The organism is Streptomyces sp. NPDC020983 (assembly GCF_044333485.1).
Classification (GTDB): Bacteria; Actinomycetota; Actinomycetes; order Streptomycetales; family Streptomycetaceae; genus Actinacidiphila.
On the sequence record NZ_JBIRRA010000017.1, the window covers coordinates 109,923 to 135,756 of the forward strand.

The 25,834-nt window shown below is 75.1% G+C and carries 24 protein-coding genes; 8 read left to right on the forward strand and 16 right to left on the reverse strand.

Annotation, left to right across the window (positions count from 1 at the left end; all coding sequences use genetic code 11):
- Nucleotides 1-6: 6 nt before the first annotated feature.
- Nucleotides 7-984: an NADP-dependent oxidoreductase gene (locus tag ACH4SE_RS31535; protein WP_398546950.1), complete on the reverse strand. Its 978-nt coding sequence runs from the start codon at nucleotides 982-984 to the stop codon at nucleotides 7-9.
- A 109-nt stretch (nucleotides 985-1,093) separates the two neighbouring features.
- On the opposite strand from ACH4SE_RS31535, the gene ACH4SE_RS31540 reads away from it, so the two are divergent.
- A complete protein-coding gene (locus tag ACH4SE_RS31540; RefSeq protein ID WP_398546991.1) occupies nucleotides 1,094-1,975 on the forward strand; it encodes a DJ-1/PfpI family protein in 882 nt (293 codons plus the stop codon).
- On the opposite strand, the gene ACH4SE_RS31545 is transcribed toward ACH4SE_RS31540, so the two are convergent.
- Both ACH4SE_RS31545 and ACH4SE_RS31550 read right to left on the reverse strand, forming a co-directional pair.
- Complete coding sequence (locus ACH4SE_RS31545) at nucleotides 1,962-2,987, reverse strand: NADP-dependent oxidoreductase (RefSeq protein WP_398546951.1); 1,026 nt, start codon at nucleotides 2,985-2,987, stop codon at nucleotides 1,962-1,964. The two genes, ACH4SE_RS31540 and ACH4SE_RS31545, sit on opposite strands and share 14 nt — an antisense overlap.
- A gap of 887 nt (nucleotides 2,988-3,874) precedes the next feature.
- Nucleotides 3,875-5,320, reverse strand: a complete 1,446-nt coding sequence (locus ACH4SE_RS31550; protein WP_398546952.1) for a dihydrolipoyl dehydrogenase family protein — start codon at nucleotides 5,318-5,320, stop codon at nucleotides 3,875-3,877.
- Between the two features lie 314 nt (nucleotides 5,321-5,634).
- Here ACH4SE_RS31550 and ACH4SE_RS31555 point away from each other — a divergent pair, with 314 nt between their 5' ends.
- Together ACH4SE_RS31555 and lnt are read left to right on the forward strand one after the other, a co-directional pair.
- Nucleotides 5,635-6,231 (forward strand): histidine phosphatase family protein, encoded by a 597-nt coding sequence (locus ACH4SE_RS31555; RefSeq protein WP_398546953.1) that lies wholly within the window; start codon nucleotides 5,635-5,637, stop codon nucleotides 6,229-6,231.
- 361 nt (nucleotides 6,232-6,592) lie between these two features.
- Nucleotides 6,593-8,137 carry an apolipoprotein N-acyltransferase gene (lnt, locus tag ACH4SE_RS31560; protein WP_398546954.1) on the forward strand — a complete coding sequence of 515 codons (1,545 nt, stop codon included), beginning with the start codon at nucleotides 6,593-6,595 and terminating at the stop codon, nucleotides 8,135-8,137.
- On the opposite strand, the gene ACH4SE_RS31565 is transcribed toward lnt, so the two are convergent.
- Nucleotides 8,109-9,014 (reverse strand): Gfo/Idh/MocA family protein, encoded by a 906-nt coding sequence (locus ACH4SE_RS31565; RefSeq protein WP_398546992.1) that lies wholly within the window; start codon nucleotides 9,012-9,014, stop codon nucleotides 8,109-8,111. The genes lnt and ACH4SE_RS31565 overlap by 29 nt on opposite strands.
- Nucleotides 9,015-9,203: 189 nt before the next feature.
- Between ACH4SE_RS31565 and ACH4SE_RS31570 the strand changes: the two genes are divergently transcribed.
- Entirely contained in the window at nucleotides 9,204-9,602 is a 399-nt protein-coding gene (locus ACH4SE_RS31570) for a hypothetical protein (protein WP_398546955.1), read from the forward strand.
- Nucleotides 9,603-9,636: 34 nt separating this feature from the next.
- On the opposite strand, the gene ung is transcribed toward ACH4SE_RS31570, so the two are convergent.
- The 5 genes from ung to ACH4SE_RS31595 all read right to left on the reverse strand — a co-directional run bounded on the left by ung (nucleotide 9,637) and on the right by ACH4SE_RS31595 (nucleotide 13,423).
- Nucleotides 9,637-10,320 carry a uracil-DNA glycosylase gene (ung, locus tag ACH4SE_RS31575; protein WP_398546993.1) on the reverse strand — a complete coding sequence of 228 codons (684 nt, stop codon included), beginning with the start codon at nucleotides 10,318-10,320 and terminating at the stop codon, nucleotides 9,637-9,639.
- A 141-nt stretch (nucleotides 10,321-10,461) separates the two neighbouring features.
- On the reverse strand, nucleotides 10,462-11,229 hold the full coding sequence (locus tag ACH4SE_RS31580) for an SDR family oxidoreductase (RefSeq protein WP_398546956.1): 768 nt from the start codon (nucleotides 11,227-11,229) through the stop codon (nucleotides 10,462-10,464).
- A gap of 22 nt (nucleotides 11,230-11,251) precedes the next feature.
- Nucleotides 11,252-12,013 (reverse strand): 3-oxoacyl-ACP reductase FabG, encoded by a 762-nt coding sequence (fabG, locus tag ACH4SE_RS31585; protein ID WP_398546957.1) that lies wholly within the window; start codon nucleotides 12,011-12,013, stop codon nucleotides 11,252-11,254.
- 163 nt (nucleotides 12,014-12,176) lie between these two features.
- On the reverse strand, nucleotides 12,177-12,560 hold the full coding sequence (locus tag ACH4SE_RS31590) for a DUF3037 domain-containing protein (RefSeq protein WP_398546958.1): 384 nt from the start codon (nucleotides 12,558-12,560) through the stop codon (nucleotides 12,177-12,179).
- Nucleotides 12,560-13,423, reverse strand: coding sequence for a HipA family kinase (locus ACH4SE_RS31595; RefSeq protein ID WP_398546959.1), 864 nt, complete (start codon nucleotides 13,421-13,423; stop codon nucleotides 12,560-12,562). The genes ACH4SE_RS31590 and ACH4SE_RS31595 overlap by 1 nt, the downstream gene beginning before the upstream one ends.
- A gap of 193 nt (nucleotides 13,424-13,616) precedes the next feature.
- Here ACH4SE_RS31595 and ACH4SE_RS31600 point away from each other — a divergent pair, with 193 nt between their 5' ends.
- On the forward strand, nucleotides 13,617-14,090 hold the full coding sequence (locus ACH4SE_RS31600; RefSeq protein ID WP_398546960.1) for a Rieske (2Fe-2S) protein: 474 nt from the start codon (nucleotides 13,617-13,619) through the stop codon (nucleotides 14,088-14,090).
- Here ACH4SE_RS31600 and ACH4SE_RS31605 read toward each other — a convergent pair.
- Complete coding sequence (locus tag ACH4SE_RS31605) at nucleotides 14,077-15,015, reverse strand: LysR substrate-binding domain-containing protein (RefSeq protein ID WP_398546961.1); 939 nt, start codon at nucleotides 15,013-15,015, stop codon at nucleotides 14,077-14,079. The two genes, ACH4SE_RS31600 and ACH4SE_RS31605, sit on opposite strands and share 14 nt — an antisense overlap.
- A gap of 73 nt (nucleotides 15,016-15,088) precedes the next feature.
- Here ACH4SE_RS31605 and ACH4SE_RS31610 point away from each other — a divergent pair, with 73 nt between their 5' ends.
- Entirely contained in the window at nucleotides 15,089-16,045 is a 957-nt protein-coding gene (locus tag ACH4SE_RS31610) for a DMT family transporter (RefSeq protein ID WP_398546962.1), read from the forward strand.
- Between the two features lie 10 nt (nucleotides 16,046-16,055).
- Here the strand turns inward: ACH4SE_RS31610 and ACH4SE_RS31615 are convergent, their stop codons facing one another.
- A complete protein-coding gene (locus tag ACH4SE_RS31615) occupies nucleotides 16,056-17,393 on the reverse strand; it encodes an aminotransferase class I/II-fold pyridoxal phosphate-dependent enzyme (RefSeq protein ID WP_398546963.1) in 1,338 nt (445 codons plus the stop codon).
- A gap of 35 nt (nucleotides 17,394-17,428) precedes the next feature.
- Here ACH4SE_RS31615 and ACH4SE_RS31620 point away from each other — a divergent pair, with 35 nt between their 5' ends.
- On the forward strand, nucleotides 17,429-18,136 hold the full coding sequence (locus tag ACH4SE_RS31620) for a pyridoxamine 5'-phosphate oxidase family protein (RefSeq protein ID WP_398546964.1): 708 nt from the start codon (nucleotides 17,429-17,431) through the stop codon (nucleotides 18,134-18,136).
- On the opposite strand, the gene ACH4SE_RS31625 is transcribed toward ACH4SE_RS31620, so the two are convergent.
- The 5 genes from ACH4SE_RS31625 to ACH4SE_RS31645 form a co-directional block, all read right to left on the reverse strand.
- A complete protein-coding gene (locus ACH4SE_RS31625) occupies nucleotides 18,048-19,106 on the reverse strand; it encodes a DMT family transporter (RefSeq protein WP_398546994.1) in 1,059 nt (352 codons plus the stop codon). The genes ACH4SE_RS31620 and ACH4SE_RS31625 overlap by 89 nt on opposite strands.
- Nucleotides 19,107-19,651: 545 nt before the next feature.
- Complete coding sequence (locus ACH4SE_RS31630; protein WP_398546965.1) at nucleotides 19,652-20,614, reverse strand: EamA family transporter; 963 nt, start codon at nucleotides 20,612-20,614, stop codon at nucleotides 19,652-19,654.
- Between the two features lie 12 nt (nucleotides 20,615-20,626).
- Nucleotides 20,627-21,181 carry a Clp protease N-terminal domain-containing protein gene (locus tag ACH4SE_RS31635; RefSeq protein WP_398546966.1) on the reverse strand — a complete coding sequence of 185 codons (555 nt, stop codon included), beginning with the start codon at nucleotides 21,179-21,181 and terminating at the stop codon, nucleotides 20,627-20,629.
- A gap of 107 nt (nucleotides 21,182-21,288) precedes the next feature.
- On the reverse strand, nucleotides 21,289-22,017 hold the full coding sequence (locus ACH4SE_RS31640) for a pyridoxal 5'-phosphate synthase (RefSeq protein ID WP_398546967.1): 729 nt from the start codon (nucleotides 22,015-22,017) through the stop codon (nucleotides 21,289-21,291).
- Nucleotides 22,018-22,171: 154 nt separating this feature from the next.
- A complete protein-coding gene (locus ACH4SE_RS31645; protein ID WP_398546968.1) occupies nucleotides 22,172-24,430 on the reverse strand; it encodes a glycoside hydrolase family 3 N-terminal domain-containing protein in 2,259 nt (752 codons plus the stop codon).
- Between the two features lie 251 nt (nucleotides 24,431-24,681).
- On the opposite strand from ACH4SE_RS31645, the gene ACH4SE_RS31650 reads away from it, so the two are divergent.
- On the forward strand, nucleotides 24,682-25,701 hold the full coding sequence (locus tag ACH4SE_RS31650) for a LacI family DNA-binding transcriptional regulator (protein ID WP_398546969.1): 1,020 nt from the start codon (nucleotides 24,682-24,684) through the stop codon (nucleotides 25,699-25,701).
- The last annotated feature ends 133 nt before the right edge of the window (nucleotides 25,702-25,834 follow it).

Below are 25,834 nucleotides of genomic sequence, written 5' to 3' on the forward strand. Positions count from 1 at the left end.
AGGGGGTCAGTCCGTGACGGTGAGGACGAGCTTGCCGCGGGTGCGGTTGGCCTCGCCCACGCGGTGGGCCTCGGCAACCTCTTCCAGCGGGAAGGTGCGCTCCACCTCGATGCGGACCGTGCCGGAGTCGACCAGACCGGCGATCGTGGTCAGGGCGGCGGAGTCCGGCTCCACGAGGAACGGGCTGGTGCGCACCCCGGCTTGACCGGCGACGGTGGCGAGACGCTCCGGGACACCGGCGGGAATCGAGACGACCAGGCCGCCGGGACGGGTCACCGACACGGACCGGACATCGGTGTCGTCATGGGCGCCGACCAGGTCGACGACGACGTCGATGTCGCCGGTGACGTCCTCGAACCGCTGCTGGGTGTAGTCGATGACCTCGTCCGCGCCCAGCTCCTTGAGCCATGCGTGCCGGGGTGCGCTGGCGGTCGCCACCACCTCGGCGCCGAGGTGCTTGGCGAACTGCACGGCCAGGTGCCCGACTCCGCCGGCCGCCGCGTGCACGAGTACGCGCTGGCCGGCCCGCACGGCGGAGGTGTCGACCAGGACCTGCCACGCGGTGAGCGCCGCGAGGGGCAGGGCCGCGGCCTCGACGTGACCGATCGAGGCCGGCTTGCGGGCGAAGTGGCGGGAGGGCGCCGTGACGTACTCGGCGTAAGCACCGGCGGCCCGCGGGAACCAGGGCATGGCATAGACCTCGTCGCCGGGCTTGAGCGTGGTGACGCCGAAGCCGACCTCCTCCACGACTCCGGAGACGTCCCATCCCAGGATCAGCGGCATCGTCTGCACGCCGGCCATGGCCTGGCCCGCACGGGTCTTCCAGTCCACCGGGTTGAGCCCGGCGGCGCGCACCCGGACCAGCACCTCCGTCGGCAGCGGCTCCGGCCGGGCGACGCGCTCGCTCGTCAGCACCTCGGGACCGCCGAACTCCTTGATGGTGACGGCACGCATGGTGTTCTCGCTCATTGATTCCTCAGTCATGTGGCTTCGTGTGTTCTCATCCCGGGCCTGGCCCGGTGAGACTCACTCTGGTGTGCGTCCAGGACAGCGAGTGAGGGGCCGGAAGGACACCTGTCGTACCATTCCGGCCATGGCGCATCGCGTTGCCGTTCTCGCTCCCGACGGGGTCCTGCCACTGGATCTGGGCATCCCGGCCTGGGTGTTGAACGAGGCGTGCGCCCCGGACGGGACCCCTCTCTGCTCAGTGAGCACCTTCTCGATCGGCGGCGGACCGGTCCGTACGCACGAGGACTTCCGGATCCTGCTCGACCACGACGAGTCGCTGCTGGGGACGGCGGACACCGTGGTGATCGCGACCGTGGCGCCGGGCGACAACCTGCTCGCGGCAGGGGGCCTGCCGGACGGCCTCGCCGCGGTACCGGCCCGGAGTCGCCCGCAGACCCGCATCGTGAGCCCGTGCACCTCCGCCTTTCTGCTCGCGGCAGCCGGCCTGCTGGACGGCCTGCGGGCCACCACCCACCGTGCGCTGTGCGATTCCTTCGCGCGGCTCTTCCCGGGCGTCGAGGTCGATCCGAACGTGCTGTCCGCCGACAACGGGCGCGTTCCGACGTCCGCCGGCGGGGCCGCGGGCATCGACCTGTGCCTGCACCTGGTCCGCCGGGACCACGGAGCGGCCGTCGCCGCGGCCGCGGCCCGCCGGTGCGTGGCAGCCCCGTGGCGCGAGGGCGGGCAGGCCCAGTTCAGCGTGCGTACCTTCACCCGCCGGTTCCGAAGCGAGTCACGCATCAGCCCGCTCAAGTGGCTCGGCCGGCGCCGAGTGGCCCACGCACGACTGCGGTCGCCGTCAGAGGGTGACGACCAAGGTGTGTTTGTCCGTGCCGGACGTGCCGATGACGGTGGCGCCGCGGGCCGCCACGATGGCTGCCGCGGCGCTGCCCACGCCGCCGGCGGCCGGCCGTCGCGACCGCGCACGCGCGACGACCTCGGCCGTCCCATCCTCAGCGCACGATGATGACCAGCTTGCCCGTGGTGCGGCCGGTCTCCCCCGAGGCGTGGGCCCGGGCGCCTTCGGTGAGCGGGAAGGTGCCAGAGACGTGGGCGCGGAGCCTGCCCCGGTCGACGAGGTCGGCGATGGCGCGCATCCCTGCCTGGTCGTGCTCGACGAGCAGCACGACGGCGCGGACCTGTGCCTTCTCCGCCGCGACCAGGGTGTCTTCGGCACCCGGTACCAGGGAGACGAGCACACCGCCAGGGCGGAGCACGCTCACGGAGCGGGTGGCCGTCTCCCCGCCGAGGGGGTCGAGGACGACGTCGTAGGGCTCCTCGGTGTCGGTGAAGTCCGCGGACCGGTAGTCGATGCAGGCATCCGCGCCGATCTCGCGCAGGAAGTCGTGCTTGGGAGCGCTCGCCGACCCGGTGACGTGCGCGCCGCGCTCCTTGGCGATCTGTACGGCGAGGTGACCGACCCCGCCGGCTGCGGCGTGGATCAGCACCCGCTGCCCGGCCCGCAGGTCCGCGGTGTCGACGAGGGCCTGCCAGGCAGTGAGCGCGGCCAGAGGCAGAGCAGCCGCCTGGACGTGGTCGATGCCGGTGGGCTTGGCGGCGAAAGCGCGGGCCGGGCCGGTCACGTACTCGGCGTGGGAGCCGACCCCGTGGGGGTAGGGCAGCATGCCGAACACCTCGTCACCGGGCTCGAAGAGGGTGACGCCGCCGCCGGTCTCCACCACGGTGCCGGAGACGTCCCAGCCGAGGGTCAGCGGCGGGGGCGGCAGGAAAATGCTCAGGGCGCGGTGTTTGAAGTCCGTGGGGTTGAGTCCGGCCGCGTGCACCGCGATCAGGATCTCCCCGGGGCCGGGCGCGGGCCGCGGAAGCTGGGTCAGCCGCAGGACCTCGGGGCCGCCGAGGGCCGTCTGGTGCAGGGCGAGCATCACGGGGGCCCCGTCCGGGGCGGCGGGGTGCGAGGAGTCCGTGGCGGCCGCGGGGCCCGGTGAGTTGAGGTTCTCAGAGGTGTCCGTCGAAGTCATGCCTCGATTCTGGGCGTACGGTCCGGCCGGGGACGGTGGCGAGAAGGTCAGCATGCGATACATCCCGGCCATACCTGTCGCCCCGGTCGCCCGCTGCCTTCCCGGCGCCCGGCACTCCCACCGACCGCTCCCGTGCCGCGCCCCCGCGGCGCCGTGTGATCGCCGAGCACGCGGCCGAACTGGGATCGCCCGACGCGCCCGGGGCCTTCCCCGTCGGCGAGGGAGACCCCGTGGCGCCCGCCTCCTGCTCCGCCTGGCCGGCGCCGGCCTCGACTGCCGCGCCCATATCCGGCCGGGCAAGGCCGTGCCTGAGGGGCCACGCCCGTCGACGGCGACATCCTGGCGCCGCTTCACTGCGGCGGGCGCTGGACGGCGTCACCCACGTCGGCCACCTGGCCGCCCTCTTCCGCACCCAGGAGACCGACGCCGTACGCAGCACCAATATTGACGGCACCCGCAACCTCACCGCCGCCGCCACCGCCCGAGCCCCCAGGCACGCTTCACGGTGGCCGGCGCCGGCCTCGTCTGCGGCTCCCGGAGTCCCGCATCGTGCAGCCGGTGTGCAGGCAGTCGACGAGGTTGCGGCCCAAACGGTCGACCGCGGCACCGGCGATTCCGTCGCGGGGCCCCCTCTCCCCTCGGTCAGGGTCCGAGTGCCGGGCGGTCACGGGGTCGGTGGCGCCCGGGGCCTCCCCGTCGTCAGCCCAGGCGACGACGTGCCCGCCGACAGCTTTCACTGCGTCGAGCACGTCGTGCCGCCGTCGTTCAGGGCGAGGTGGTGGCGGACGTCTGCGACAGGCGACGGACCCCGGCCGAGCATCGACCGCATCCGCCGTCGGCCCGTTCGATCACTTTCTCCGCCGTACCACGCCCCTGCCGCTTTGCCCTTATTGGCGGTAGGCCTCCAGCAGGCGCAGCCAGATCTCACTGATCGTCGGGTAGGAGGGGACGGCGTGCCACAGGCGGTCGATCGGCACCTCGCCCGCCACCGCGACCGTCGCGGAGTGGAGCAGCTCGCCGACGCCGGGGCCGACGAAGGTCACGCCGAGCAGATGGTTGCGGTCGAGGTCGACGACCATGCGGGCGCGGCCGCGGTAGCCGTCGCGGTAGAGGCTCGCGCCCGCGACCTGGGCGAGGTCGTAGTCGACCACCTTCGTCCGCCGCCCGGCCCGTTCGGCCTCGGCGGCCGACAGGCCCACCGCGGCCACCTCGGGGTCGGTGAAGACGACCTGCGGCACCGCCGCGTGGTCGGCGGTCGCGACGTGGCGTCCCCAGGCGGCGTCGTCGACCGGCTCGCCCTTGGCGCGGGCCGCGATGACCTCGCCCGCGATCCGGGCCTGGTACTTGCCCTCGTGGGTGAGCAGCGCGCGGTGGTTGACGTCGCCGACGGCGTAGAGCCAGCCGCCCTCCACGCCGGTGACGCGGAGCGTGTCGTCGACCGCCAGCCAGCCCCCGGGCTTCAGGCCCACCGTCTCCAGGCCCATCTCGCCGGTGTGCGGGGCGCGGCCGGTGGCGAAGAGCACCTCGTCGGCGGCGACCTGGGCACCGCCCTCCAGACCGACCCTGACCTCGCCCTCCGCGCCGTCCCGCTCCACCGAGGCGACGTTCGCGCCGAAGCGCACGTCGACGCCCGCCTCGCGCAGCGCCTCGGTGACCATCTCGCCCGCGAAGGGCTCGATCCGGTCCAGCAGGATGTCACCGCGCACCAGCAGCGTCACCTGCGAGCCGAGTGCCTGCCAGGCCGTGGCCATCTCGACGGCCACCACACCACCGCCGACCACGGCGAGCCGCCGCGGCACCTCCTTGGCGCCGGTGGCCTCCCGGCTGGTCCACGGGCGGACGTCCCGCAGCCCCGGCATCGGCGGCAGGGCGGCGGTCGTCCCCGTGCAGACGGCCACCGCGTGCCGGGCCTCGAGCCGCACCGTGCCGCCGTCGGGCGTGTCGACCTCCACCCGGCGCTCACCGGCGAGCCGGCCGTGGCCGCGCACCAGGTCGACGTCGACCGAGCGGAGCCAGTCGACCTGCCCGTCGTCCTTCCAGTGCGAGGTGAAGTCGTCGCGCCGGGCGAGCACCGCCGCCGCGTCCAGCGGGACCTGCGCGGCACGGCTGAGGCCCGGCAGGTGGCGCGCGTCCGCGTGCGCGAGCGCCGGGCGCAGCAGCGCCTTGCTGGGCATGCAGGCCCAGTACGAGCACTCACCGCCGACCAGCTCGCTCTCGACGACGACGGTGCTGAGCCCGGCCGCGCGGGTGCGGTCGGCGACGTTCTCGCCGACCGGCCCTGCGCCGATCACGATGACGTCGTACGTACGGGGGGCGTCGGTGGCGTCGTTCACGGCGGCTCCTGTGCTGCGGGTCGGACGGCGGGAAGGGCAGGCCGGACGGGCACGGGCGTGAAGGCCCGGGCGCGCACCGCGATCGCTCCGGCGTCACGCTGATGCCGCAACCGGGGACGCGCGGTCATCGTACTGAGACGAGGTGACGGGGCGTCTGCCCGCCGGCCCGCGTGTCATGCCACAACCGCGCGGAAGGGGCCGGCCGGAGTACGCGGACGGTCGCGGAAGGGCCGGGCGGCGGCGCCCGGCTGCCGCGCCGCACCGCGACGTATGATCATATTGCGGCGCCGAACGGCGTCACGGGAGGTGACCCCATGGGCGAGCTCGTGCTGATCCGGCACGGTGAGACCGAGTGGAGCCGGTCGGGAAGGCACACCAGCTACACCGATCTGCCGCTCACCGAGAAGGGCGAGGCGCAGGCACGCGGCCTCGCGCCGCTGCTGGCCTCCCGGCACGTCTCCTGCGTCCTGACCAGCCCGCTGCAGCGGGCCAGGGACACCGCGAAGCTCGCCGGCCTGGAGCACGCCATGGTCGACCCGGACCTGCACGAGTGGGACTACGGCGGCTACGAGGGCGTGACGACCCGTGACATCCACCGCGGGCGGCCGGACTGGGACCTGTGGACCGACGGTGTGGCCCCCGGCCCCGACGACCATCCGGGTGAAACACCGCAGCAGGTCGGCGACCGCGCCGACCGGGTCCTCGCGCGGGTCGACGCGGCCTTCACCAACGGCGACGGCGGCGACGTGGTGCTCGTGGCCCACGCCCACTTCCTGCGCGTCCTGACCGCCCGCCGGCTGGGCCTGCCGCCCGCCGACGGCGCCCTCTTCCAGCTCGCCACCGGCACGGTGAGCCGCCTCGGCCACGAGCACGGCCGCCACGTCCTGACGTCCTGGAACCGCCTGCCGTAACCCACCCCGCCCAGCGCGAGCACCCCGGCCGACGCCCGTACGACGGCAGGCCCCCGCGCGGCCACCCCGGTCGACGTCCGCCCCCGCGCGACCGGGAGACCCCCCCGCCCGCACCGGCCACGCCGACGCCGGTACGGCGGGCCGCCGGGCGGGGGCGGTACGGGTCCCCCGGCCGCGCAGCGCGGCAGCTCCCACGGTTCCCGCCGGGCTGCGGTCCGCGCCCTCGCGCCCCCGCCGCGCGCCGACACGCCGTACACGGCGCGGTGCGCCCGGCGCGCGCGGGCCGGAGGGAGCGGCGAGACTGGTCGCCCGCGCCGGGAGCGGTGCGGACAGGTGTGCCCGAGCGGCCGAGGGAGCGCGGATGACGGTGACGGCCCCCGGGCCGCGGGCGGAGTCCGCGGCGCCCGCGGCGCGGCGGGCGGGCTGGGCCCGCGGGGCGGGCGCGGCCGCGGCGGGCGCGCTGCCCGCGCTGGCCTTCCCCGCTCCGGCGCTGTGGTGGCTGGCGTACGTCGCGCTGGTGCCGTGGATGCTGCTGGCGCGGTCCGCCCCGACCCCGCGCCGTGCCGCGCTCGACGGCTGGCTGGGCGGCGCCGGCTTCATGCTGGCCGTGCACCATTGGCTGGCCGCGAGCCTGACCGTCTTCCTCGTCGTCCTGGCGCTGCTGCTGGGTGCGTTGTGGGCGCCGTGGGGCTGGCTGGTGCGGCGGCTGCTGGGCACGGGGCCCGGGGGCGCGGTGCCGCGGCCGTGGCCCGCACTGGTCCTGCTGCCGTGCGGGTGGCTGATGGTGGAGCTGGCCCGCTCCTGGCAGTATCTCGGCGGGCCCTGGGGGCTGCTGGGGGCCAGCCAGTGGCAGGTCCCGCCGGCGCTGCGGCTGGTGTCGCTGGGCGGGGTGTGGCTGGTCAGCGCGCTGGTGGTGCTGGTGAACACCGCGGTCACGGCGCTCGTCGCCCTGCCCGCGCTGCGCCGCCCGGCGGCCGCCGCGCTGCTCGCCGCCGCACTGGCGACCGGCGCCGCCTGGCTGTGGGCGCCGCGCCCGCACCCGGCGGGCTGGGCGCGGATCGCGGTGGTGCAGCCGGGCGTGGTCGTCGGGAGGAACGCGCGGCTGGCCCGCGAGGAGCAGCTGACCCGGCAACTGGCCGGTACCCGTCCGTCCCTGGTCGTGTGGGGCGAGAGCAGCGTCGGGGTGGACCTGGCCGCGCGGCCCGACGTGGCGCGGCGGCTGGCCGCACTGTCCCGGCTGGTCGGCGCGGACCTGCTGGTCAACGTGGACGCCGAACGCGCCGACGGCACCGGTATCTCCAAGACGTCCGTCCTGGTCGGCCCGCGGGGCGTGACCGGGCCCGCGTACGACAAGATGCGCCTGGTGCCCTTCGGCGAGTACGTCCCGCTGCGTCCGCTGCTCGGCTGGGCCACCTCGGTGGGCAAGGCCGCGGGCGAGGACCGGCGGCGCGGCGCCCGGCAGGTGGTGATGGACGCGGAGGGCCTGCGGATCGGGCCGCTGGTGTGCTTCGAGTCGGCCTTCCCCGACATGAGCCGCCGTCTGGCCGGCGACGGCGCACAGTTGCTGGTCGCGCAGTCGTCCACCGCGTCCTTCCAGCACACCTGGGCGCCCGCGCAGCACGCCTCGCTCGCGGCGCTGCGTGCCGCGGAGACCTGGCGGCCGGTGGTGCACGCGACGCTGACCGGGGTCAGCGCCGTCTACGACGCCGCCGGACGGCAGGCCGGCCACCGCGTCGGCACCGGCACCGCCGAGGCCGTCGTCTACGACGTGCCGCTCGCGGCGGGCCGCAGCCCGTACGTCCGGTTCGGCGACTGGGTGCCGCACCTGGCGCTGCTGCTGGTGCTCTCGGCCGCCGCGTACGAGGTGACGTGCGCCGTCAGGCGGCCTGTCCCCGTACCTCGCTGACGATGCGTTCGCACAGCTCGTGGGTGGCCAGTGCGTCGCGCGCGTCGAGCGGGGAGCCGGCGCCGGCCCGCACGGCGTCGAGGAAGGCCAGGGTGATCTGCTCGATGCCGCGCTGCCGGGCGACCGGCACCCAGTCGCCCCGGCGGCGCACAGTGGGCCGGTCCTCGTGGTCGACGACCTCGGCGAGGTTGAACACCTGGCGGCGCCGGTCGCCGCCGCTGACGTCGAGGCTCTCGTCGACCGAGCCGCTCGTCCGGTTCATCGAGCCGATCGCGGTGAAGCCGTCGCCCGACAGGTGCAGCACCACGTGGTGCAGCAGGCCGCCGGCCGTCCTCGCCGAGACGCGGACCTGCTCGACGGGGCCGGGGGCCAGGAAGCGCAGGGTGTCGACGACGTGGATGAAGTCGTCGAAGACCACCTCGCGCGGGTCGTCGGCCAGCCCCACCCGGTTCTTCTGCATCAGGACCAGGTCCCGCGGGTGGTCCAGGCACTGCGCGTAGCCGGGCGCGTAGCGGCGGTTGAAGCCCGCGGTGAGCGGGACGCCGTGCCGTTCGGCGAGTTCGACCAGGAAGCGGGCGCCCTCGGCGTCGCGGGCGAGCGGCTTGTCGACGTAGACCGGGACGCCCGCCTCGATGACGCGGGCGGCGATCGCGACGTGGTCGGCGGTCGGCGCGTGCACGAAGGCGGCGTCCAGGCCCTCGCCGAGCAGCGTGTCCAGGGAGGTGTGCCGGTGCGGCAGCCGGTAGGCGTCGCCGATCCGGTCGAGGGTGGCGCGGGTGCGGGTGTGCAGGTGCAGATCCAGCCCCGGCTGGGCGGCCAGCACCGGGAGGTACGCCTTCTGCGCGATGTCTCCGAGCCCGATGACGCCGACCTTCAGGGGGGCGTTGCCCGCTGCCATCCGCTGCTCCTCGCCGTTCCGCCGCCCGCGCCCGGGGCGGGAGCGGTGCCACCGCAGCATACGGGCAGGTGAGCGCCACCCGGACGGGTGACCCGGGGTGCACGGCGGCCGCGATTTTCACTCCTGCGGGGACTGACGTGCCCAGGAGGAGCCGGGCACAGTGGGCGGGTGCGACTGCTGCCCGCTGCGGTGCTCCTGCTCACGGCGTGTGCCGTGGCCGGCTGCACCACCGTCTCCCCCGCCCGGCCCGACGCGACGACCCCGCCGCCCGGCCGCGCGCCCGCCGTGATGACCCTGACGCCGTCACCGGCCGCGCCGCTGCTCGCGGACGTGCGCCCGGATCCCGGCACGCCGTCCGCCACCCCGGCGCCGCGCCAGGGGCCGGCCGCGGCCCCGCGCCGGCCCGTCGAGGCGGTGCCGCGCGCCCCGCGGCCGGAGCGGCACCGGGTGGCGGGACCGGCGGCCGGCATCCAGGGCAGCGGTCCGTGCGCGATGGGCCGGGCCTACGGGCACTGGCCCGCGGGGAGCAGTGCCGCCACCATCTGCCAGGGCGTCTACGGCCGCTGACCGGGCCCGCGCCGCCGCCCGTGCGTACGGGCCGTCAGCTCCCCGCGGCCACGGCGAGGTCCGGGATGCGCCAGTCGATCGGGGCGTGGCCCTGAGCGGCGACCGCGGCGTCGATCTGCGTGAAGGGGCGGCTGCCGAAGAAGAGCTTCGCCGACAGCGGCGAGGGGTGCGCCCCCTGGATGACGGCGTGCCGTTCGGTGTCGATGAGCGGCAGCTTCTTCTTCGCGTAGTTCCCCCACAGGACGAAGACGGCCGGGTCCTGGCGGGCGGCGACCGCGCGGATCACGGCGTCGGTGAACTTCTCCCAGCCCTTGCCCTTGTGCGAGTTGGCCTCGCCCTCGCGCACCGTGAGCACCGCGTTGAGCAGCAGGACGCCCTGCTCGGCCCACGGCAGCAGGTAGCCGTTGTCCGGGATCGGGTGGCCGAGCTCCTCGTGCATCTCCTTGAAGATGTTGCGCAGCGACGGGGGCGTCCTCACACCGGGGCGGACGGAGAAGCACAGCCCGTGGCCCTGGCCGGCACCGTGGTAGGGGTCCTGGCCGAGGATCAGCACCTTGACGCGGTCGAAGGGGGTCGCCTCCAGTGCCGCGAACACCTCGTCCTCGGGCGGGAAGACGCGGTGTTCCTTCCGCTCGGCCGCCACGAATTCGCCGAGCTGCTGGAAGTAGGGCTTGTCCAACTCCTCGCCGAGGACGGATCGCCAGGACTCGGGGAGCATGGTGGGCACGTCGGGACCTCCGGTACGCGATCAGTTACTGCGTCAGAACGTACCGGCAGGCACTGACAGTCCGTGCCGCGGTGGTCGTCGGGGCCGCCCGGCGCAGGCCGGTCCGCCGGGCGGTCCCGGGTGGACGGCCGGTCAGGCGCCCCCGGCGTGCAGGAAGAGCCCGCCGTCGATCACCAGGTTCTGCCCGGTGATCCAGCCGGCCTCGTCGCCCAGCAGGAAGGCCGCGGCGCCGCCGATGTCCTGCGGCACGCCGAGCCGCCCGAGCGGGTAGCCGGCCGCGGCCTCCTCCTCGCGCCCCTCGTAGAGCGCGGCGGCGAACTTCGTCTTGACCACCGCGGGGGTGATCGAGTTGACCCGCACGCCCGGCGCCATCTCGGCGGCGAGCTGCACGGTCAGGTTGACCATCGCGGCCTTGCTGATGCCGTAGGCGCCTATGAAGGGCGAGGGGGCCAGGCCCGCGACCGAGGCGATGTTGAGGATCGCGCCGCCGTGGTCCTTCTGCCACGCCTTCCACGTCTGCTGCGCGAAGCCGAGCGCGGAGATCACGTTGGTCTCGTAGACCTTGCGCGCGACGCCGAGGTCGAGATCGGCGAGCAGCCCGTAGACGGGGTTGGTGCCGGCGTTGTTGGCCAGGTAGTCGATCCGGCCGAAGGCCTCCATGGCGCGTTCGACGGCGGCGGCCTGGTGCGCCTCGTCGTGGGCCTTGCCCACGGCGTAGACCGCCCGGTCGGGGCCGAGCCGCTCGACGGCCTCCTTGAGGGTGTCCTCGGTCCGGCCGGTGATGCACACCCGGTCGCCGCGGGCGACGAGTGCCTCGGCTATGGCCAGCCCGATGCCGCGGCTGGCACCGGTGACGAGCGCGGCCCTGCCGGTGTCGGGGGTGGTGGGGTTCTGGGTCATGGTGTGTGCGCCCTCCGGGCGGTCAGTCGAGGGGTCCGCCGGCCACGTACAGCACCTGGCCGGAGACGAAGCCGGCGTCGTCGCCGGTGAAGAAGGCGATGGCGTTCGCGACGTCGTCGGGACGGCCGACGCGCTGCACGGGGATCTGGGACGCGGCGGCGGCCTGGAAGTCCTCGAAACCCATGCCGACCCGGGCGGCGGTCGCGGCGGTCATGTCGGTGGCGATGAAGCCGGGCGCGACGGCGTTGGCCGTGACACCGAACTTGCCCAGCTCGATCGCCAGGGTCTTGGTGAAGCCCTGGAGACCGGCCTTGGCGGCCGAGTAGTTGGCCTGGCCGCGGTTGCCGAGCGCGGAGGACGAGGAGAGGTTGACGATCCGGCCGAAGGACGCGTCGACCATGTGCTTCTGCACCGCGCGGCTCATCAGGAAGGCGCCGCGCAGGTGGACGCCCATGACCGTGTCCCAGTCCGCGGAGCTCATCTTGAACAGCAGGTTGTCGCGCAGCACGCCGGCGTTGTTGACCAGCACCGTGGGCGCGCCCAGTTCGGCGGCGACCCGGTCGACGGCGGCCTGCACCTGCGCCTCGTCGGAGACGTCGGCGCCCACCGCGAGGGCCCGGCCGCCGGCCGCCGTGACGGCCTCGACCGTGTCCTTGCAGGCGGTCTCGTCGAGGTCGATCACGGCGACGGCGCGGCCCTCCGCGGCCAGCCGGACCGCCGTGGCGGCGCCGATACCGCGGGCGGCGCCGGTGACGATCGCGACGCGCTGCTCGGTGCTGGACATCTGTTCTCCTCAGCCCTTGGTGCGGCCGCACGGCGCGTGGCCACGCATGAGCGACCGCTTAGTAGGTTCCGATGCCGAAACCGTAGGAGGACAGTGACCCAGTGTCAACGCCACCACGGCCGATGTGGCTCAGCGCACCGGCCGCGCGCCCGGCGCGCGGGCGTCAGCGGACCAGCAGCGCGAGCAGCCGGTCCGCCTCGCCCTCGGGGTCCGCGGTGAGGCCGGTGTGGATCGGGCCGGGCTGCACGACGGTGCTGCGCGGCGCCGTCAGCCAGCGGAAGCGCCGGCCCGGGTCGTCGCCGCCCGCCTGCCCGGCGTCCTCACCCCCCGCGCAGACCTCCTGGTAGCCGCGCAGCGCGGCCCTGACCCCCGCCACGTCGACGTCCGCGTCCAGGCAGCGCAGCCGCGTCTCGTCCAGGTGCACCCGCACGCCCACGTACGCCTTCGCCCGGCAGTAGACCAGCACCCCGGCGTTGATCATCTCGCCGCGCTCGATCCGCGGCACCACGCGCACCAGCGCGTACTCGAACACGTCCCTCGCACCCATCAGGCGTGCCTCTCCTCGTCCCGCCGGCCGTCCTCGGCCGCGGCGTCGGCGTTCCTGCCCTCGACCCAGGTGCGCAGCCACTCCGGCGGAGGCTGCCGCTCGCGCTGCCGGGGCGCGAGGGTGATCCGCTCGTGGATGCCGGGCGCGCGGGCGGCCAGCAGCTCCACGTACGCGCGGCGTACGTCGTCGGGCCCGGCGAAGCCCGGCTCGCCGGCCAGCCACTCGTCCGGGACGAGCGCGGTGACCTCGGCGAGCAGGGCGGGGGTCACCAGCGGGGCGAGTTCGGCCGCCGCGGCGGCCGGGTCGGGCGAGAAGCGCGACAGCGCGTGGTCGGAGGCGTCGTAGGGCTTGGCGGCCGAGGCCTGCGCACCCTTCCAGTTGTGGTGCCAGATGAGCGAGGCGCCGTGGTCGATGAGCCACAGGTTGCGGTGCCAGACCAGCAGGTTGGGGTTGCGCCAGGAGCGGTCGACGTTGCCGATGAGCGCGTCGAACCAGACGACGCGGCTCGCCTCGGCCGGATCCACCCCGAAGGCCAGCGGGTCGAAGCCGAGGGAGCCGGGCAGGAAGTCCATGCCGAGGTTGAGCCCGCCGCTGGCCTTGAGCAGGTCCTGGATCTCCTGGTCGGGCTCGCCGAGGCCGATCACCGGGTCGAAGTCGAAGCGGACCAGCTCCGGCACCCGCAGCCCCAGCCGGCGGCCCAGCTCACCCGCGACCACCTCGGCGACCAGTGCCTTGCGTCCCTGCGCGGCGCCGCTGAACTTGACCACGTACGTGCCGAGGTCGTCGGCCTCCACCACACCGGGCACCGACCCGCCCTCACGCAGCGGCGTCACATAGCGGATGCCCGTCACTTCTCTCAGCATCGCCCAAGGCTATCGGGTGCGCGCCGGCGTCCCCGCGTACAGTGCGGCGGGCACCGGATGCGGTGACGTGGGGAAACCGCTGCGCGTGTCGTTGAACGGACGGCGGCGATCCCCCGTATCAACGGACACGCGTGGACAGCGCGCCGCCGGACGGCCCCGCCGCCCGGTCCGACCAGCGGACAGGAAACAGCTCATGCCCGAAACGCCCGGACTCCCCCCGGCCTCCACCCGCCGTGCCGTCGTTGCCGCGGCCGGCGGCGCGGGTCTCGCCGCCGTACTGACCGCGTGCGGCTCGGACTCCGGCTCGGGCTCCGCGTCCGACACCCCGGCCCCGGACGCGCCCACCTCGGACAGCGGCTCGGGCGGCTCCGGCGGCGGGGGCGACGTGCTGGCCAGGACGTCGGACATCCCGGTGGGCGGCGGCAAGGTCTTCGCCGACCAGAAGGTCGTCGTCACGCAGCCGGCCGCGGGGCGGTTCAAGGGCTTCTCCGCGGTGTGCACGCACCGGGGCTGCACGGTCATCGACGTGTCGGACGGCACGATCAACTGCCCCTGCCACGGCAGCAAGTTCAAGGTCGAGGACGGGTCGGTGGCGCACGGCCCGGCCACCTCGCCGCTGCCGCCGAAGACGGTCACCGTCTCCGGGGACGGCATCACGCTGGGCTGAGCGCCCGCGGGCCCCGGCGGTCGGGGCCCAGCCCGGCCGCCGCCGCCCCCAGCGCGTCCACCGCCGCCCGGATCGCGGGGCGGCGGTCGGCGTCCGCACGCCAGACGGCGTAGATGTGCCGCCGCATGGTGTGCCGCACCGGCACCACCCGCACGCCCTCCGGCATCGGGTCCCGGCCGAGCCGCGGGATGACCGCGACCCCGAGACCCGCGGCGACCAGCGCGAGGACCGTCGCGTGCTCCTCCGCGTGGTGCGCGATCCGCGGCTCGACGCCCTTGCCGCGCAGCGTGAACAGCAGCCACTCGTGGCAGAAGCCGCCGTCCGGCCAGGCGATCCAGTCGTCGTCGGCCAGCTCGCCGAGGTCGATCTCGGCGCGGCCCTCCAGTCGGTGCCCGGCCGGCAGCGCGACGTCCACGATGTCGTCGAACAGCGGCGCTTTGGCCAGTCCGCCGGGCAGCGACAGCGGTTTGTTGTACCAGTCCAGGACGACCGCGAGGTCGATGTCCCCGCGGACGAGCCGCGCCAGCGAGTCGTGCGGCTCCAGTTCGTGCACGGTCGTGCACAGCTGCGGGTGGGCGGTGCGCAGCGTGCGCAGCGCGGCCGGGAAGAGCCCGCGGACGGCGGTGGGGAAGGCGCCCGCGGTCAGGTCGCCGACCGCGGCGCCGCGGTGCGCCTCCAGATCGGAGTGCGCCAGCTCGACGAGGGACAGGATGCGCTCGGCGTGGCCGGACAGCAGCCGCCCGGCGTCGGTGAGCCGTACCCCGCGGCCGCTGCGGGTCAGCAGCGTCTGGCCGGTCTCCCGCTCCAGCTTGGCCATCTGCTGCGAGACGGCCGACGTCGTCACGCCCAGCACGTCGGCGGCGGCGCTCACCGAGCCGTACCTGTCGATGGCGTGCAGGATGCGCAGGCGGTCCAGGCTCAACATGTAAGAGATTCTACGCGGACGGTTATACGAATACTCGCTTGTTCTACGAGATCGCGACCGTCATCGTGATGTCATGACCGCACCCACCCGCAGCCGTCCCGCCGTCCTCACGACCGGCACCGGTCCCGCCGCCCCCACCGCACCCGCCCGCCGGCCGCTGCTGGACTGGCGGCTGCGCTTCGCCGCCCTCGGCCTGGTGTGGGGATTCAGCTTCCTGTTCATGAAGGTGGGCAACGAGGCCTTCGCACCGCTCCAGGTGACGCTCGGGCGGATGGTGTTCGGCACGGCGGTGCTCGCCGCCGCCGTGGCCTTCCGGCGCGAGCGGCTGCCGCGCTCGCCGCGCGTCTGGCTGCACCTGTTCGTGGCCGCCTTCCTGCTCAACTCCCTGCCGTTCACGCTCTTCGCGACAGCGGAGCAGACCATCCCGTCGATGCTGGCCGGGATATGCAACGCCGCGACACCGCTGTTCTCGATGCTGGTGTCGCTGGTCGCCCTGTCCGAGGACCGGCCGTCGCGCGAGCGCTTCGCGGGCGTGGGCCTCGGCTTCGTCGGGGTGCTCACCGTGCTCGGCGCCTGGCAGGGCTTCTCGGGCCAGGACCCGAAGGGCACGCTGATGGCGCTGACCGCGGCCGTCAGCTACGCGGTGGGCTGGGCGTACGTCCGGCGGACGCTGAGCGGCACCGGCAGCTCGCACCTGGCGGTGTCCGCGAGCCAGCTGCTGGTCGGCACGCTGCAGCTGCTCGCCGTCACGCCCTTCTTCACCTCCCTGCCGGACAGCTGGCCGGCGAAGTCGGTGCTGTCCGTCCTGGCGCTGGGCGCGCTCGGGACGGGCCTGGCCTTCCTGATCCAGTACGGGCTGGTCGCCGAGAAGGGCCCGACCATCGGGGCGATGGTGACGTACCTGATCCCCATCGTCGCGACCGCGGCCGGCGTGCTGCTGCTCGGCGAGACCCTGCACTGGAACGAGCCGGTCGGCGCCGTCGTCATCCTGGCCGGGGCCGCCCTCACGCAGCGCCGGCCGCGCGGGTAGCGGCGGTCCGTCATCCGTAGCGGACCTGACCGGCCGTGGAGTCACGCAGCACCGCCGCGACGGCGTCGGCCAGCGGCCCGATGTCGTCCGGCGCGAGCGTCGAGACCGTCAGCCGCACGGCGGGCTGCGAGCGGACCCGGAAGCGGGCGCCGGGCGTCACCGCCCATCCGTGCCGGAACAGCCCGGCCACCGCGCCCGTCTCGTCGCTGACCGGGACCCACACGTTCAACCCGCTGCGCCCGTGGGCCGCGACCCCGCGCTCCGCCAGGGCCCGGACGAGCCCGTCGCGCCGCCGCCCGTACGAGGCGGCCACCGCCGCGCTGTCCACGGCGCCGTCCTGCCAGAGGTGCACGACCGTGCGCTGGAGCAGGTGGCTCACCCATCCCGCGCCCAGCCGGTGCCTGCCGCGGACCCGGTCGACGGTGGTGGCGTCGCCGGTGTAGAGCGCGAGCCGCAGGTCGGGGCCGTACGCCTTGGCGACGGAGCGGATCAGCGCCCAGTGACCGGTGACGCCCGACAGGCAGTGCAGCGGCAGGTCGACGGCGCCGTTGAAGTGGTCGTCGTCGATCACCAGCACCTCGCGGTGCCCGGCCAGCAGCTCGCGGAGCTCCGCCGCACGGGCGGCGGAGACGGCGGCACCGGTGGGATTCTGCCCGCGGTCGGTCACGATCAGGGCGCGTGCGCCGCCCCGCAGCGCCCGGGCCACCTCGGCGGTCACCGGCCCCTCGTCGTCGACCGCGACCGGCACGGCGCGAAGACCCAGCGCCGGGACGAGGTCCAGCAGGCTGCCCCACCCCGGATCCTCGACGGCCACCGCGTCACCGGGCCGCAGATACGCCGTCAGCACCCGCTCGATGGCGTCCAGCGACCCGGAGCTGAGCCCCACCGGCCCGGCGGGCACCCCGTCCGCGTCCAGCGCGGCGCGCGCCATCCGCTCCAGGTCCGCGTCGACCGGCGGGCCGCCGTAGAGCGCCGGGTGCAGCGCGTGCTCGGCGGCGGCCGCCGCGAGCGCGTCGCCGAGCGGCGGGAGGAGGGCGACGTCCGGGTTGCCCTTGGACACGTCGCGCACGCCCGGCGGCACCTCGATGGGGATCTGGTCGCGCGGCGTGGTCGCGGGCCTGGCGCGCACCCGGCTGCCCCGGCGGCCCGCGGTCTCGATGACCCCGCGGTCGCGCAGCAGGCGGTAGGCGGCGGCCACGGTGTTGGCGTTGACCCCCAGTTCGGCGGCCAGCTCCCGCAGCGGCGGAAGGGTGTCACCGGGGCGCAGCGCACCGTCGCCGACCGCCCGTTCGATGTCGGCGGCGATACCCGATGCGCCGCGACCAGTGACTCTGTATTCTCCTAGCACAAAGCTCATTATGCACTAGTGCAAAGGATCGCGCCATGCCGACACCGACCGCCGCCGGCTCCCCCTCCGGCGGGCCCACCGAGCAGCTCGGCACCTACACCGCCACCGACCGCACCGTCCCCACCCGCTCCCGGGAGCGCGCCGCCTACGACCGCGCGACCGTGCACGCGGTCCTGGACCAGGGGTACGTCTGCCACCTCGGCTTCGTCAGGGACGGCGCGCCCGTGGTACTGCCGACGCTCTACGCCCGCAGCGGCGAGCGGCTGTACGTGCACGGATCCACCGGCTCGCGCCCGCTGCGCGGCGCCGCACGCGGCGGCCTGCCGGTCTGCCTCACCGTGACGCACGTGGACGGCCTGGTGCTCGCCAAGTCCGCCTTCCACCACTCCCTCAACTACCGCTCGGTGGTGGTGCACGGCGTCGCGTACGAGGTCACCGACCCCGACGAGCGGGCGGCCGCGCTGGACGCCATCGTCGACCAGGTCACGCCCGGCCGGTCCGCCGACACCCGGCCGCCGAACGCCAGGGAGCTGGCGGCGACGGCCGTGATCCGCCTCGACCTCGGCGAGGTCTCGGTGAAGTCGCGCACCGGCGGGCCCAACGAGGAGCCCGAGGACGTCGCGCTCCCCTACTGGTCCGGCGTGGTCCCGGTCGCTACGGCGTACGGCGCCCCCGAACCGGCCCGGCTTCCGGGCCTGGCGACACCGCCGCTGCCGGAGTACCTGCCGCCGGCGCGGGGCTGAGCGGCACCACCGCCACCACCGCGGCCGCCGCTGCCGCCTGCCGCGGCAGGCGGCGCGCGGCGCGCGCCTCGCCGCCCGCCAGCGCCGCGACCGCGCCCAGCAGGCAGACGCCGCCCAGCACGGTCGCGACCGTCAGCTGCTCGCCGAGCAGCGTGACCGCGAGCACCGTCGCCGACAGCGGCTCGATGAGCGCGATCACCGACACCGTGGCCGCGCGCAGCACGGCCGCACCGGCGAAGTACAGCCCGTACGCGAGCGCGGTCGGCACCGACGCGAGGTAGCCGAGCAACAGCAGGGTGCGGCCGAGGTGCGCCGCGTGCGGCAGCGGGCCCTCCGCCCAGGCCGCCGGGAGCATCAGGACGGCGCACAGCCCGAAGGCCCACATCGACGTGCCGAACGGGTCGCCCGCCTCGCCCCGGCGGCCCCACCAGCGGGTCAGTACCGTGATCGCCGCGTAGCCCGCGGCGGACAGCACCGCCAGCGCGATCCCCGCGGGGCGTACGGAGGCGCCACCGCCGCCCAGTACCAGCACCGCGAGCCCGCCGAGCGCGCCCGCCACGGCCGTCACGCCGCCGCGGCCCAGCCGCTCGCCCATCACCAGCCGCGCGGCCAGCGCGATCAGGACCGGGCCCGAGCCCAGCGTCACGACGGTCGCCACCGCCAGGCCCGTCGACCGCACCGCGCAGAAGTAGGCGGCCTGGAAGACCGTCAGCCCGGCGCCCGTCGCCAGCACCCGGCGCACCGACCGGGCCCGCGGGCCGGCGGCCCTTCCGCGCGCCGGCCGGCGCACCAGCCGGACCCCGAGCAGCAGCAGGAAGCCGCCGGCCGCCCGCCAGAACGTCAGCGCCAGCGGACCGAGCCCGCTGCGCCCGTACAGCGCCGCCGCGACGGCACCGGCCGTCCCCCAGCCGACGGCTGCGACGACGACACAGATCAAGCCCCGGGTGGCCGGGGCGGGGGCATACCTCAAGGAGTGCCTGAAGGACACGGATTTCTCCCGCGAAAGGGTGGGTGGTCGGATCACTCGTCCCTGCGTGCGGGCAGCACCGACCGCCCCGGCGCTCGCGCCGGGTCGCGTCTACGTCGTCCTCAGACCCCTTCGCTGCCCGCGGTCACACCGCGGGCGGCGGGAGCACACATGTGTCCACGGGGTCACGATATCCCCGCCCGGGGCGGGCGACCGCCCCTCCGCGGGCCATGCCGGCCGTCTCTCCCCGCGGACGGCCGGTCGCGCGGTTCCCACCGCCCCTGGGTGAGTGCCACTCGCGCCGACACATCGCCTTCCCCGGGTGGCGGGCCGATCGCGCCGCTCCCCTGATGAGCCCCCTGCGCGGCATGAGCGAGCCACTCCGTGCGGGCCACGGGGAACGGCGCGATCGGCCGCGACGGCGGGAAGACGGCGAACGCTGCGGCAGGCCCCCGCAGCGCAAGGCGCCAGGAAGCCCGCGCGATCTGCCACCGCAGGGAGGCCGCGCGGGGCACCGCAGGAGGCACCCGGCAGCGCCCCCGGGGGCCTCAGCGCGTGAGTTCGGGGACGGCGGGCCGGCTCGCGGGGGGAACCGCGGCGGGAGGAGCCGCGGCGGCCGTCTGGGCCACGAACGCGCCGGCCAGCACGAGCGCGCCGCCCGCGATCTGCGCGGCGCCGAGGTGCTCGTCGATGAGCACCCACGCGAGCACCGTGGCCACCACCGCTTCGAGCACGCCCACGACCGCCGCGACCTGCGGGCTGAGCGTGCGGACGGAGGTGACCCCGGCGAGGTAGGCGACGACGGTCGACACCAGCCCGATCCAGCAGACGAGCAGCACCGCCGGGACGTCGCGGTCGCCGAGCGCGGCCTGGTGCCCGAGCTCCGCCCACTGCATGGTCCACGGGTGCGCGGCGAGCGTGAGGGCGGCCGCTCCGACGAGCAGGCCGTGCGCGACCACGGCCACCGGCTCGGGCGCGTCGTCCCCGTCGCTGCCGTGGTCGGCGAGCACGAAGTACGCGACCTGGCAGCACGCGGCGCCGAACGCGTAGAGCAGTCCGAGCGCGTCGAAGGCGAGGCCGGTCCAGATCTCGACGACGCAGGTCATGCCGCCGGTCGCCAGGACGACGCCGACCGCGGCGGCCCGGGTGACGGGCCTGCGCTGCACGAGCCGGATCCAGCCCAGCAGCAGCGCGGGGCCCAGGAATTCGACGAGGATGGCGATGCCCACGGGTATGCGGGCGATCGCCACGAAGTAGAGCGCCTGGCAGCCGACGACGCCGAGCAGGCCGAAGCCCGCGATCAGGGCGGGGCGCTGCCGGGGCAGCACCCGGTACCGCAGGGCGACGGGCGCGAGCACCAGCGCGGCGACCACCACCCGCATCCACACCACCTGGAGCGGGTCGAGTCCGAGGTCGATGAGCGGTTTGGCGGCGACCCCGGACCCGCCGAAGGCGCACGCCGACAGCACGGCGAGACCAAGTCCCCTGCTCCTCACACCGGATCCGCGCATCGGGCCATCATGTCAGCCGCCGTCAGGACCGTCATCCTCAAAATCCCTGTCGGCGCGCGGCGCCGGGACGGACGGCTCGTGCAGCCCGTCGGGATCGAGTCCGGCGGCGCGCAGGACGTCGGCGGCGCGGCAGTCCGGGTCGGCGGTGAGGGCGTGCAGCAGGTCGATGCCCGCGGCCTCCTCACGGCCGCGCAGCCGGGCCAGCTCGGCGGCGCCGCGCAGTGCGGCCGCGGCAGCGGGGCTCCAGCCGGGCAGGGTCAGGGTGAGGGTGGGGGTGGCGCCGGAGTCCTCGACCGAGCCGCGCCAGCGCAGCCCGTAGCCGACGCTGCGCTGCACGAGGTAGCCGAGCACGCGCACGGCGCGGCCGGCCGGCGCGTCGCAGGCGGCGCGGGCCCGCGGGTCGTGCTCCAGCAGGGAGTGCAGCAGGTGCGCGGTGTCGGCCTGCGCGTCGCCGTCCCGGACCGCGCGCCGGCGGGCGTCGGCGACGACGGCGCGCACCTCGGGCGTGAGGTGGGCGCCGTCCGCGGGACGGGCCGGCTCGTGCCGCGGCCCCTGGTCGCTGTACACGCCACCATCACAGCAGCCGGCGGCGGCCCGGCGCATCGGCTCAGCGGCCCATTCCGCATCCGCCCGGGGAGGGGGGCACCCGGCGCGCCCTCCTCCCCGGGGATGAGTCATGGCCACAGCAAAGTGCGGGACCAGCCGCCCTCCGCACGGGCCTGCCGGGTGTAGCGCAGCCGCAGGTGGCCGCGGTCCGGGTCGGCCTGGAAGAACTCGGCCTCGTCGGCACGCAGCCGGTAGACGGTGTGCCACTCGGGCACGCGGTCGGGTTCGGCGGAGACCAGCGCCTCGGCGGCGAGCCGCTCGCGCGCGTACTCCTGCGGGCTGCCGAGCGGCGCGCTGACGGTGCCGGTGAAGGCGGCGGCGCGGGAGGCGGGGCTGCGGCCGAGGAAGTCCCGCCAGGCGGCCTCGGCGTCGAGTACGGCGACCGGCCCGGCGAGCCGGATCTGCCGGCCGTGGGCGGGCCAGTAGAAGGTCGCGGCGGCGAGGGGGTTGGCGGCGAGGTCGCGGCCCTTGCCGCTGCGGGCGTCGCCGGCGAAGACGACGGCGCAGCCGGCGGAGTCCACCCCGCGCAGCATCAGCACCCGCGCGCTCGGCGTACCGCCGGGCGTGGCGGTGCTCAGCGTCATGACGTGCGGCTCGGGCAGCCCGTCGGCGAGCGCCCGGTCCAGCCACCCGGCGAGCAGCGGCCCCGGTGCGGCGGGCGCCTGTTCCGGGTCGAAGCGCGGCAGCGGCCCGGCGAGGACCGGCGCGGCCCTGATCCGTCCCAGCAGCGCCCGGTCCGCGTCGGCCGCGCCCGTGCCCCCGGAGCCACCGGGGCCCGTCTCCTGGTCGTCCCGCATTGCGCCTCCTCCGTCCGCCGGGCACGTCCCGGGCATCCGTCCGGGCCCAGCCTCGCAGGCAGCCGCGCCCGGCGGTGCGCGGCGCGGCGGGCCGCGCGCGGGGTTGGCCCCGTGCGCGGCCCGCCGCGCCCGTGCGGGGAGCGGCAGGCGGGACTCAGCGGACGGTCACCGTGGTCGTCGCGCTGCCCGCGGTGAAGACGTACGCGCCGGGCGCCACCTGCTGCGGTCCGGAGCCGTCGATGTCGCCCCCGGTCACCGCGAGCCGGTTCGGCGGCACCTTGAGGGTGACCGTCGTGCTCCGGTGCGCGGCCAGGTGGACGCGGGTGAAGGCGACGAGCTTCGTGGGCGGTGCGAGGACGTCGCTGGTCGGCTGCGAGACGTACACCGGCACGACGAGGTCGCCCGCGCGGTCACCGGTGTTGGACACGCCGACCTCGAGGCTGATGGTGTCGCGGGTGCGGGCGGTCGCGGAACGGGCCTTGAGCGAGTCGAAGGCGTAGGTGGTGTAGGACAGGCCCGCGCCGAAGCGGTAGGCGGCGTCGTAGGAGGACTCGGGCCCGGCGTTGGTACCGGGGAGCTGCTGGTAGTACAGCGGCTCGTTGCCGATGTCCTTCGGCCAGGACGCGCTGAGCCGCCCGCTCGGGTTGACCTTGCCGAACAGCACGTCGGCCACCGCGTGGCCGCCCTCGCTGCCGGGCAGCCAGGACATCAGCAGGCCCTGCGTGCCGTCGGCGTCCCCGAGGACCAGCGGCCGGCCGGCCAGGACAACGGTGACCACGGGCCTGCCTGTCGCCTTGAGGGACTTGACCAGCGCCTGCTGGTCGGCGCTCAGTTCGGGGCGCGGGGAGTCCGCGCTGCCTTCGGCGGCGGCCTTCTCGCCGACCACGACGACGGTCAGGTCGGCGTCCTTCGCCTGCGCCACCGCGTCGTCCGCGGAAGCGGCGCGGACCACCGACGTCCCCGAGGGGGCGGCCTCCCTGATCCCTTCCAGCACCGTGGTGCCGGGAAGCGTCACCCCGTCGGGCACGCCCTGCCAGCCCACGGTCCAGCCGCCTGCCTGGTCGTTGATGTCGTCGGCGTAGGAGCCCGCCACCACGATCTTCTTCGCGCCGGAAGCGATCGGCAGCACGCCGCCCTCGTTGCGCAGCAGCACCTGCGACTCGTCGGCGGCCTGCCGGGCGAGCGCGGTGTCGGCGCCGAGGACGCGCGCGTCGGCCTTCGAGGCGTCCACGTAGGGGTGTTCGAACAGGCCGAGCCGGAACTTCATGGTGAGGATGCGCGTCACGGACTGGTCGATGCGCTCGACGGAGACCAGGTGGCGCTGGACGGCGGTCCTGAGCGCGTCGCTGAAGCCCTGCGCGTCGTACGGTTCCATCGCCATGTCCAGGCCGGCGTTGACGGCCTTCGCGACGGCTGCCGGGTAGTCGGCGGCCACGTGGTAGCTGTTCTGGAGCGCGCTGACGTCCGCCCAGTCGCTGACCACGACGCCCTTGAAGCCGAACTGCCTGCGCAGCACATCGGTGAGCAGGTAATGGGAGCCGGTGGCCGGGATGCCGTTGACGGCCCCGGAGTTGACCATCACCGACATCGCACCGGCGTCGATGGCCTGCTTGTACGACGGCAGCAGGGTGTCCTGGAGGTAGCGCAGGGAGACGTCGCCGGGGACGCGGTCGTGGCCGTTGCCGGGTTCGCCGTAGCCCGCGAAGTGCTTGACGGTCGCGGCGACCTTCTTCGCGCCGTCCGCGCCCTGGATGCCGGAGACCGCGGCGGCCGCGAGCGTGCCCGACAGCAGCGGGTCCTCGCCGTACGTCTCGTAGTAGCGGCCCCAGCGCTGGTCGCGGGCGATGTCGGCGACCGGGGCGAAGTTCCAGTCGATGCCGGTCGCGGCGACGGCCTTGGCCGTGGCGGCGCCCGCGTCGCCCACGACCGCCGGGTCCCAGGTGGAGCCGAGGCCGATCTCCTGCGGGAAGATCGTGGCGCCCAGCACGTTGTTGTGGCCGTGCACGGCGTCGACCCCGTAGATGACGGGGATGTGCAGGCGGGTGTTCTCGATCGCGTACTTCTGCACCGCGTTGACCATGGCCGCCCAGTTGGACGGGGTGTTGGCCGAAGGCCCGGCGCCGCCGCCGGAGAGAACGGACCCCGCGGCATTGTCGACGAGGACCTTCTTCATGCACGATTCGGTGAAGGCGCCGCCGCTCCACTGGCAGTCGCCCTGCATGCGCACGACGGAGATCTGGTCCATCTGGCCGATCTTCTCGTCGAGTGTCATGCGTCTGAGCAGGTCCTTGACCCGCACGTCGACAGGGGCGTTGGCATTGGTGTAGCTGGGGTTGTCGCCGGCCTGGGCCGGTACGGAGGCCACCGCCGCCACGCAGGCGGCCGCGGTGGCCAGGGTCAGAAGGGTTCTCATGCGCAGTCGTCGAGCGTTCGTTGGCATCGCGGGCGTCCCGTTCCTGTTGGGGATCCCCGGGCTCGCCGGGGCAGACCGAGCCGTAAACGTTTCCGATCGGCGGGAAGTCTGTCCTCGCCCCGACTGATCGTCAAGACTGTGCGCAGGACGCTTTCGGCCGCGTACTCCTGTCGTTCTCATATGCCCCTCCGTGTCCCGCACACCGCCCCCGGCAATCCGTCAGTTCCTCTCTCGCGCAGAACGGGTCATCCGTGAACATCCGTGAACTCGCCCGCCGCAGCGGGGTGTCGACCGCCACCGTCTCCCGCGCCCTGAACGACCGGGCCGAGGTGAGCGAAGCCACCCGTGCCAAGATCCGCGCGCTCGCGAGCGAGCTGGGCTACGCACCCAACGAGCCCGCCCGCACCCTCGTGCGGCGCCGCTCGGACACCGTCGGCCTGGTGTGGGACAGCGGCCAGGAGGCGATAGGCCTGCACAACCCGTACCTGCTGGGCCTGCTGAGCGCCGTGCGCACCGCGCTGTCCGAGGCGGACTACCACCTGATGCTGCTCACCACGCCGGGCGCCGAGGACCAGGAGACCGCGCACCTGCAGGCGGTGCGGCGGCACAACCTGGAAGGCGTGATCGTGCTGACCACCCCGCCGGACGACCGCTGCCTGCGGGTGCTCGCCGACTCCGGGGTGCCCTGCGCGGGCATCGACACCGCCTTCACCGGGCCGCGTACGGTACGGGTCAGCTCCGACAACGCGGCGGGCGCGGAGGCCGCCGTCCAGCACCTGTACGACCTCGGCCACCGGCGGATCGCCACCGTCACCGGCCCGCTGCACCTGCCGCCGGCGGCCGAACGCCTCGCGGGCTACCGGCGGGCCTGCGCCCGGCTGGGCCTGAGCGTGCCGCCGGAGTACGTGATCGAGGGGGACTTCTTCCTGGCCAGCGGGCAGAGCGCGGGCAAGCGGCTGCTGGCCCTGGCGGACCGGCCCACGGCCGTCTTCGCCGCGGGCGACCAGATGGCGGTGGGCGCGATGCACGCGGCGGCCGACGAGGGCCTCGCCGTACCGCGCGACCTGGCGGTGGTCGGCTTCGACGACATCGACGCGGCCTCACTGGTGCGCCCGGCGCTGAGCACCGTCGCCCAGGACCAGCGCGGCCTGGGCGAGGCCGCGGTCGCGGCGCTGCGCGGGCTGATCGACGCGGCCCCGGTGGAGCCGGTGCGGCCGTGCATCATCCCGACCCGGCTGGTGATCCGCGGGTCGAGCCGCCCGGGGGTCTGATTCGGGTACGGGCTGGTGCGGGCGGCGGCCCACCCGTGGGGCGCGGGGCGGGTACCGGCGGCGCTGCTCGGCGGGCTCGCGCCGCCGGCCCGCACCGCGGCCCGGGAGGCGGCGGACGGCGCGCAGGGCGAGC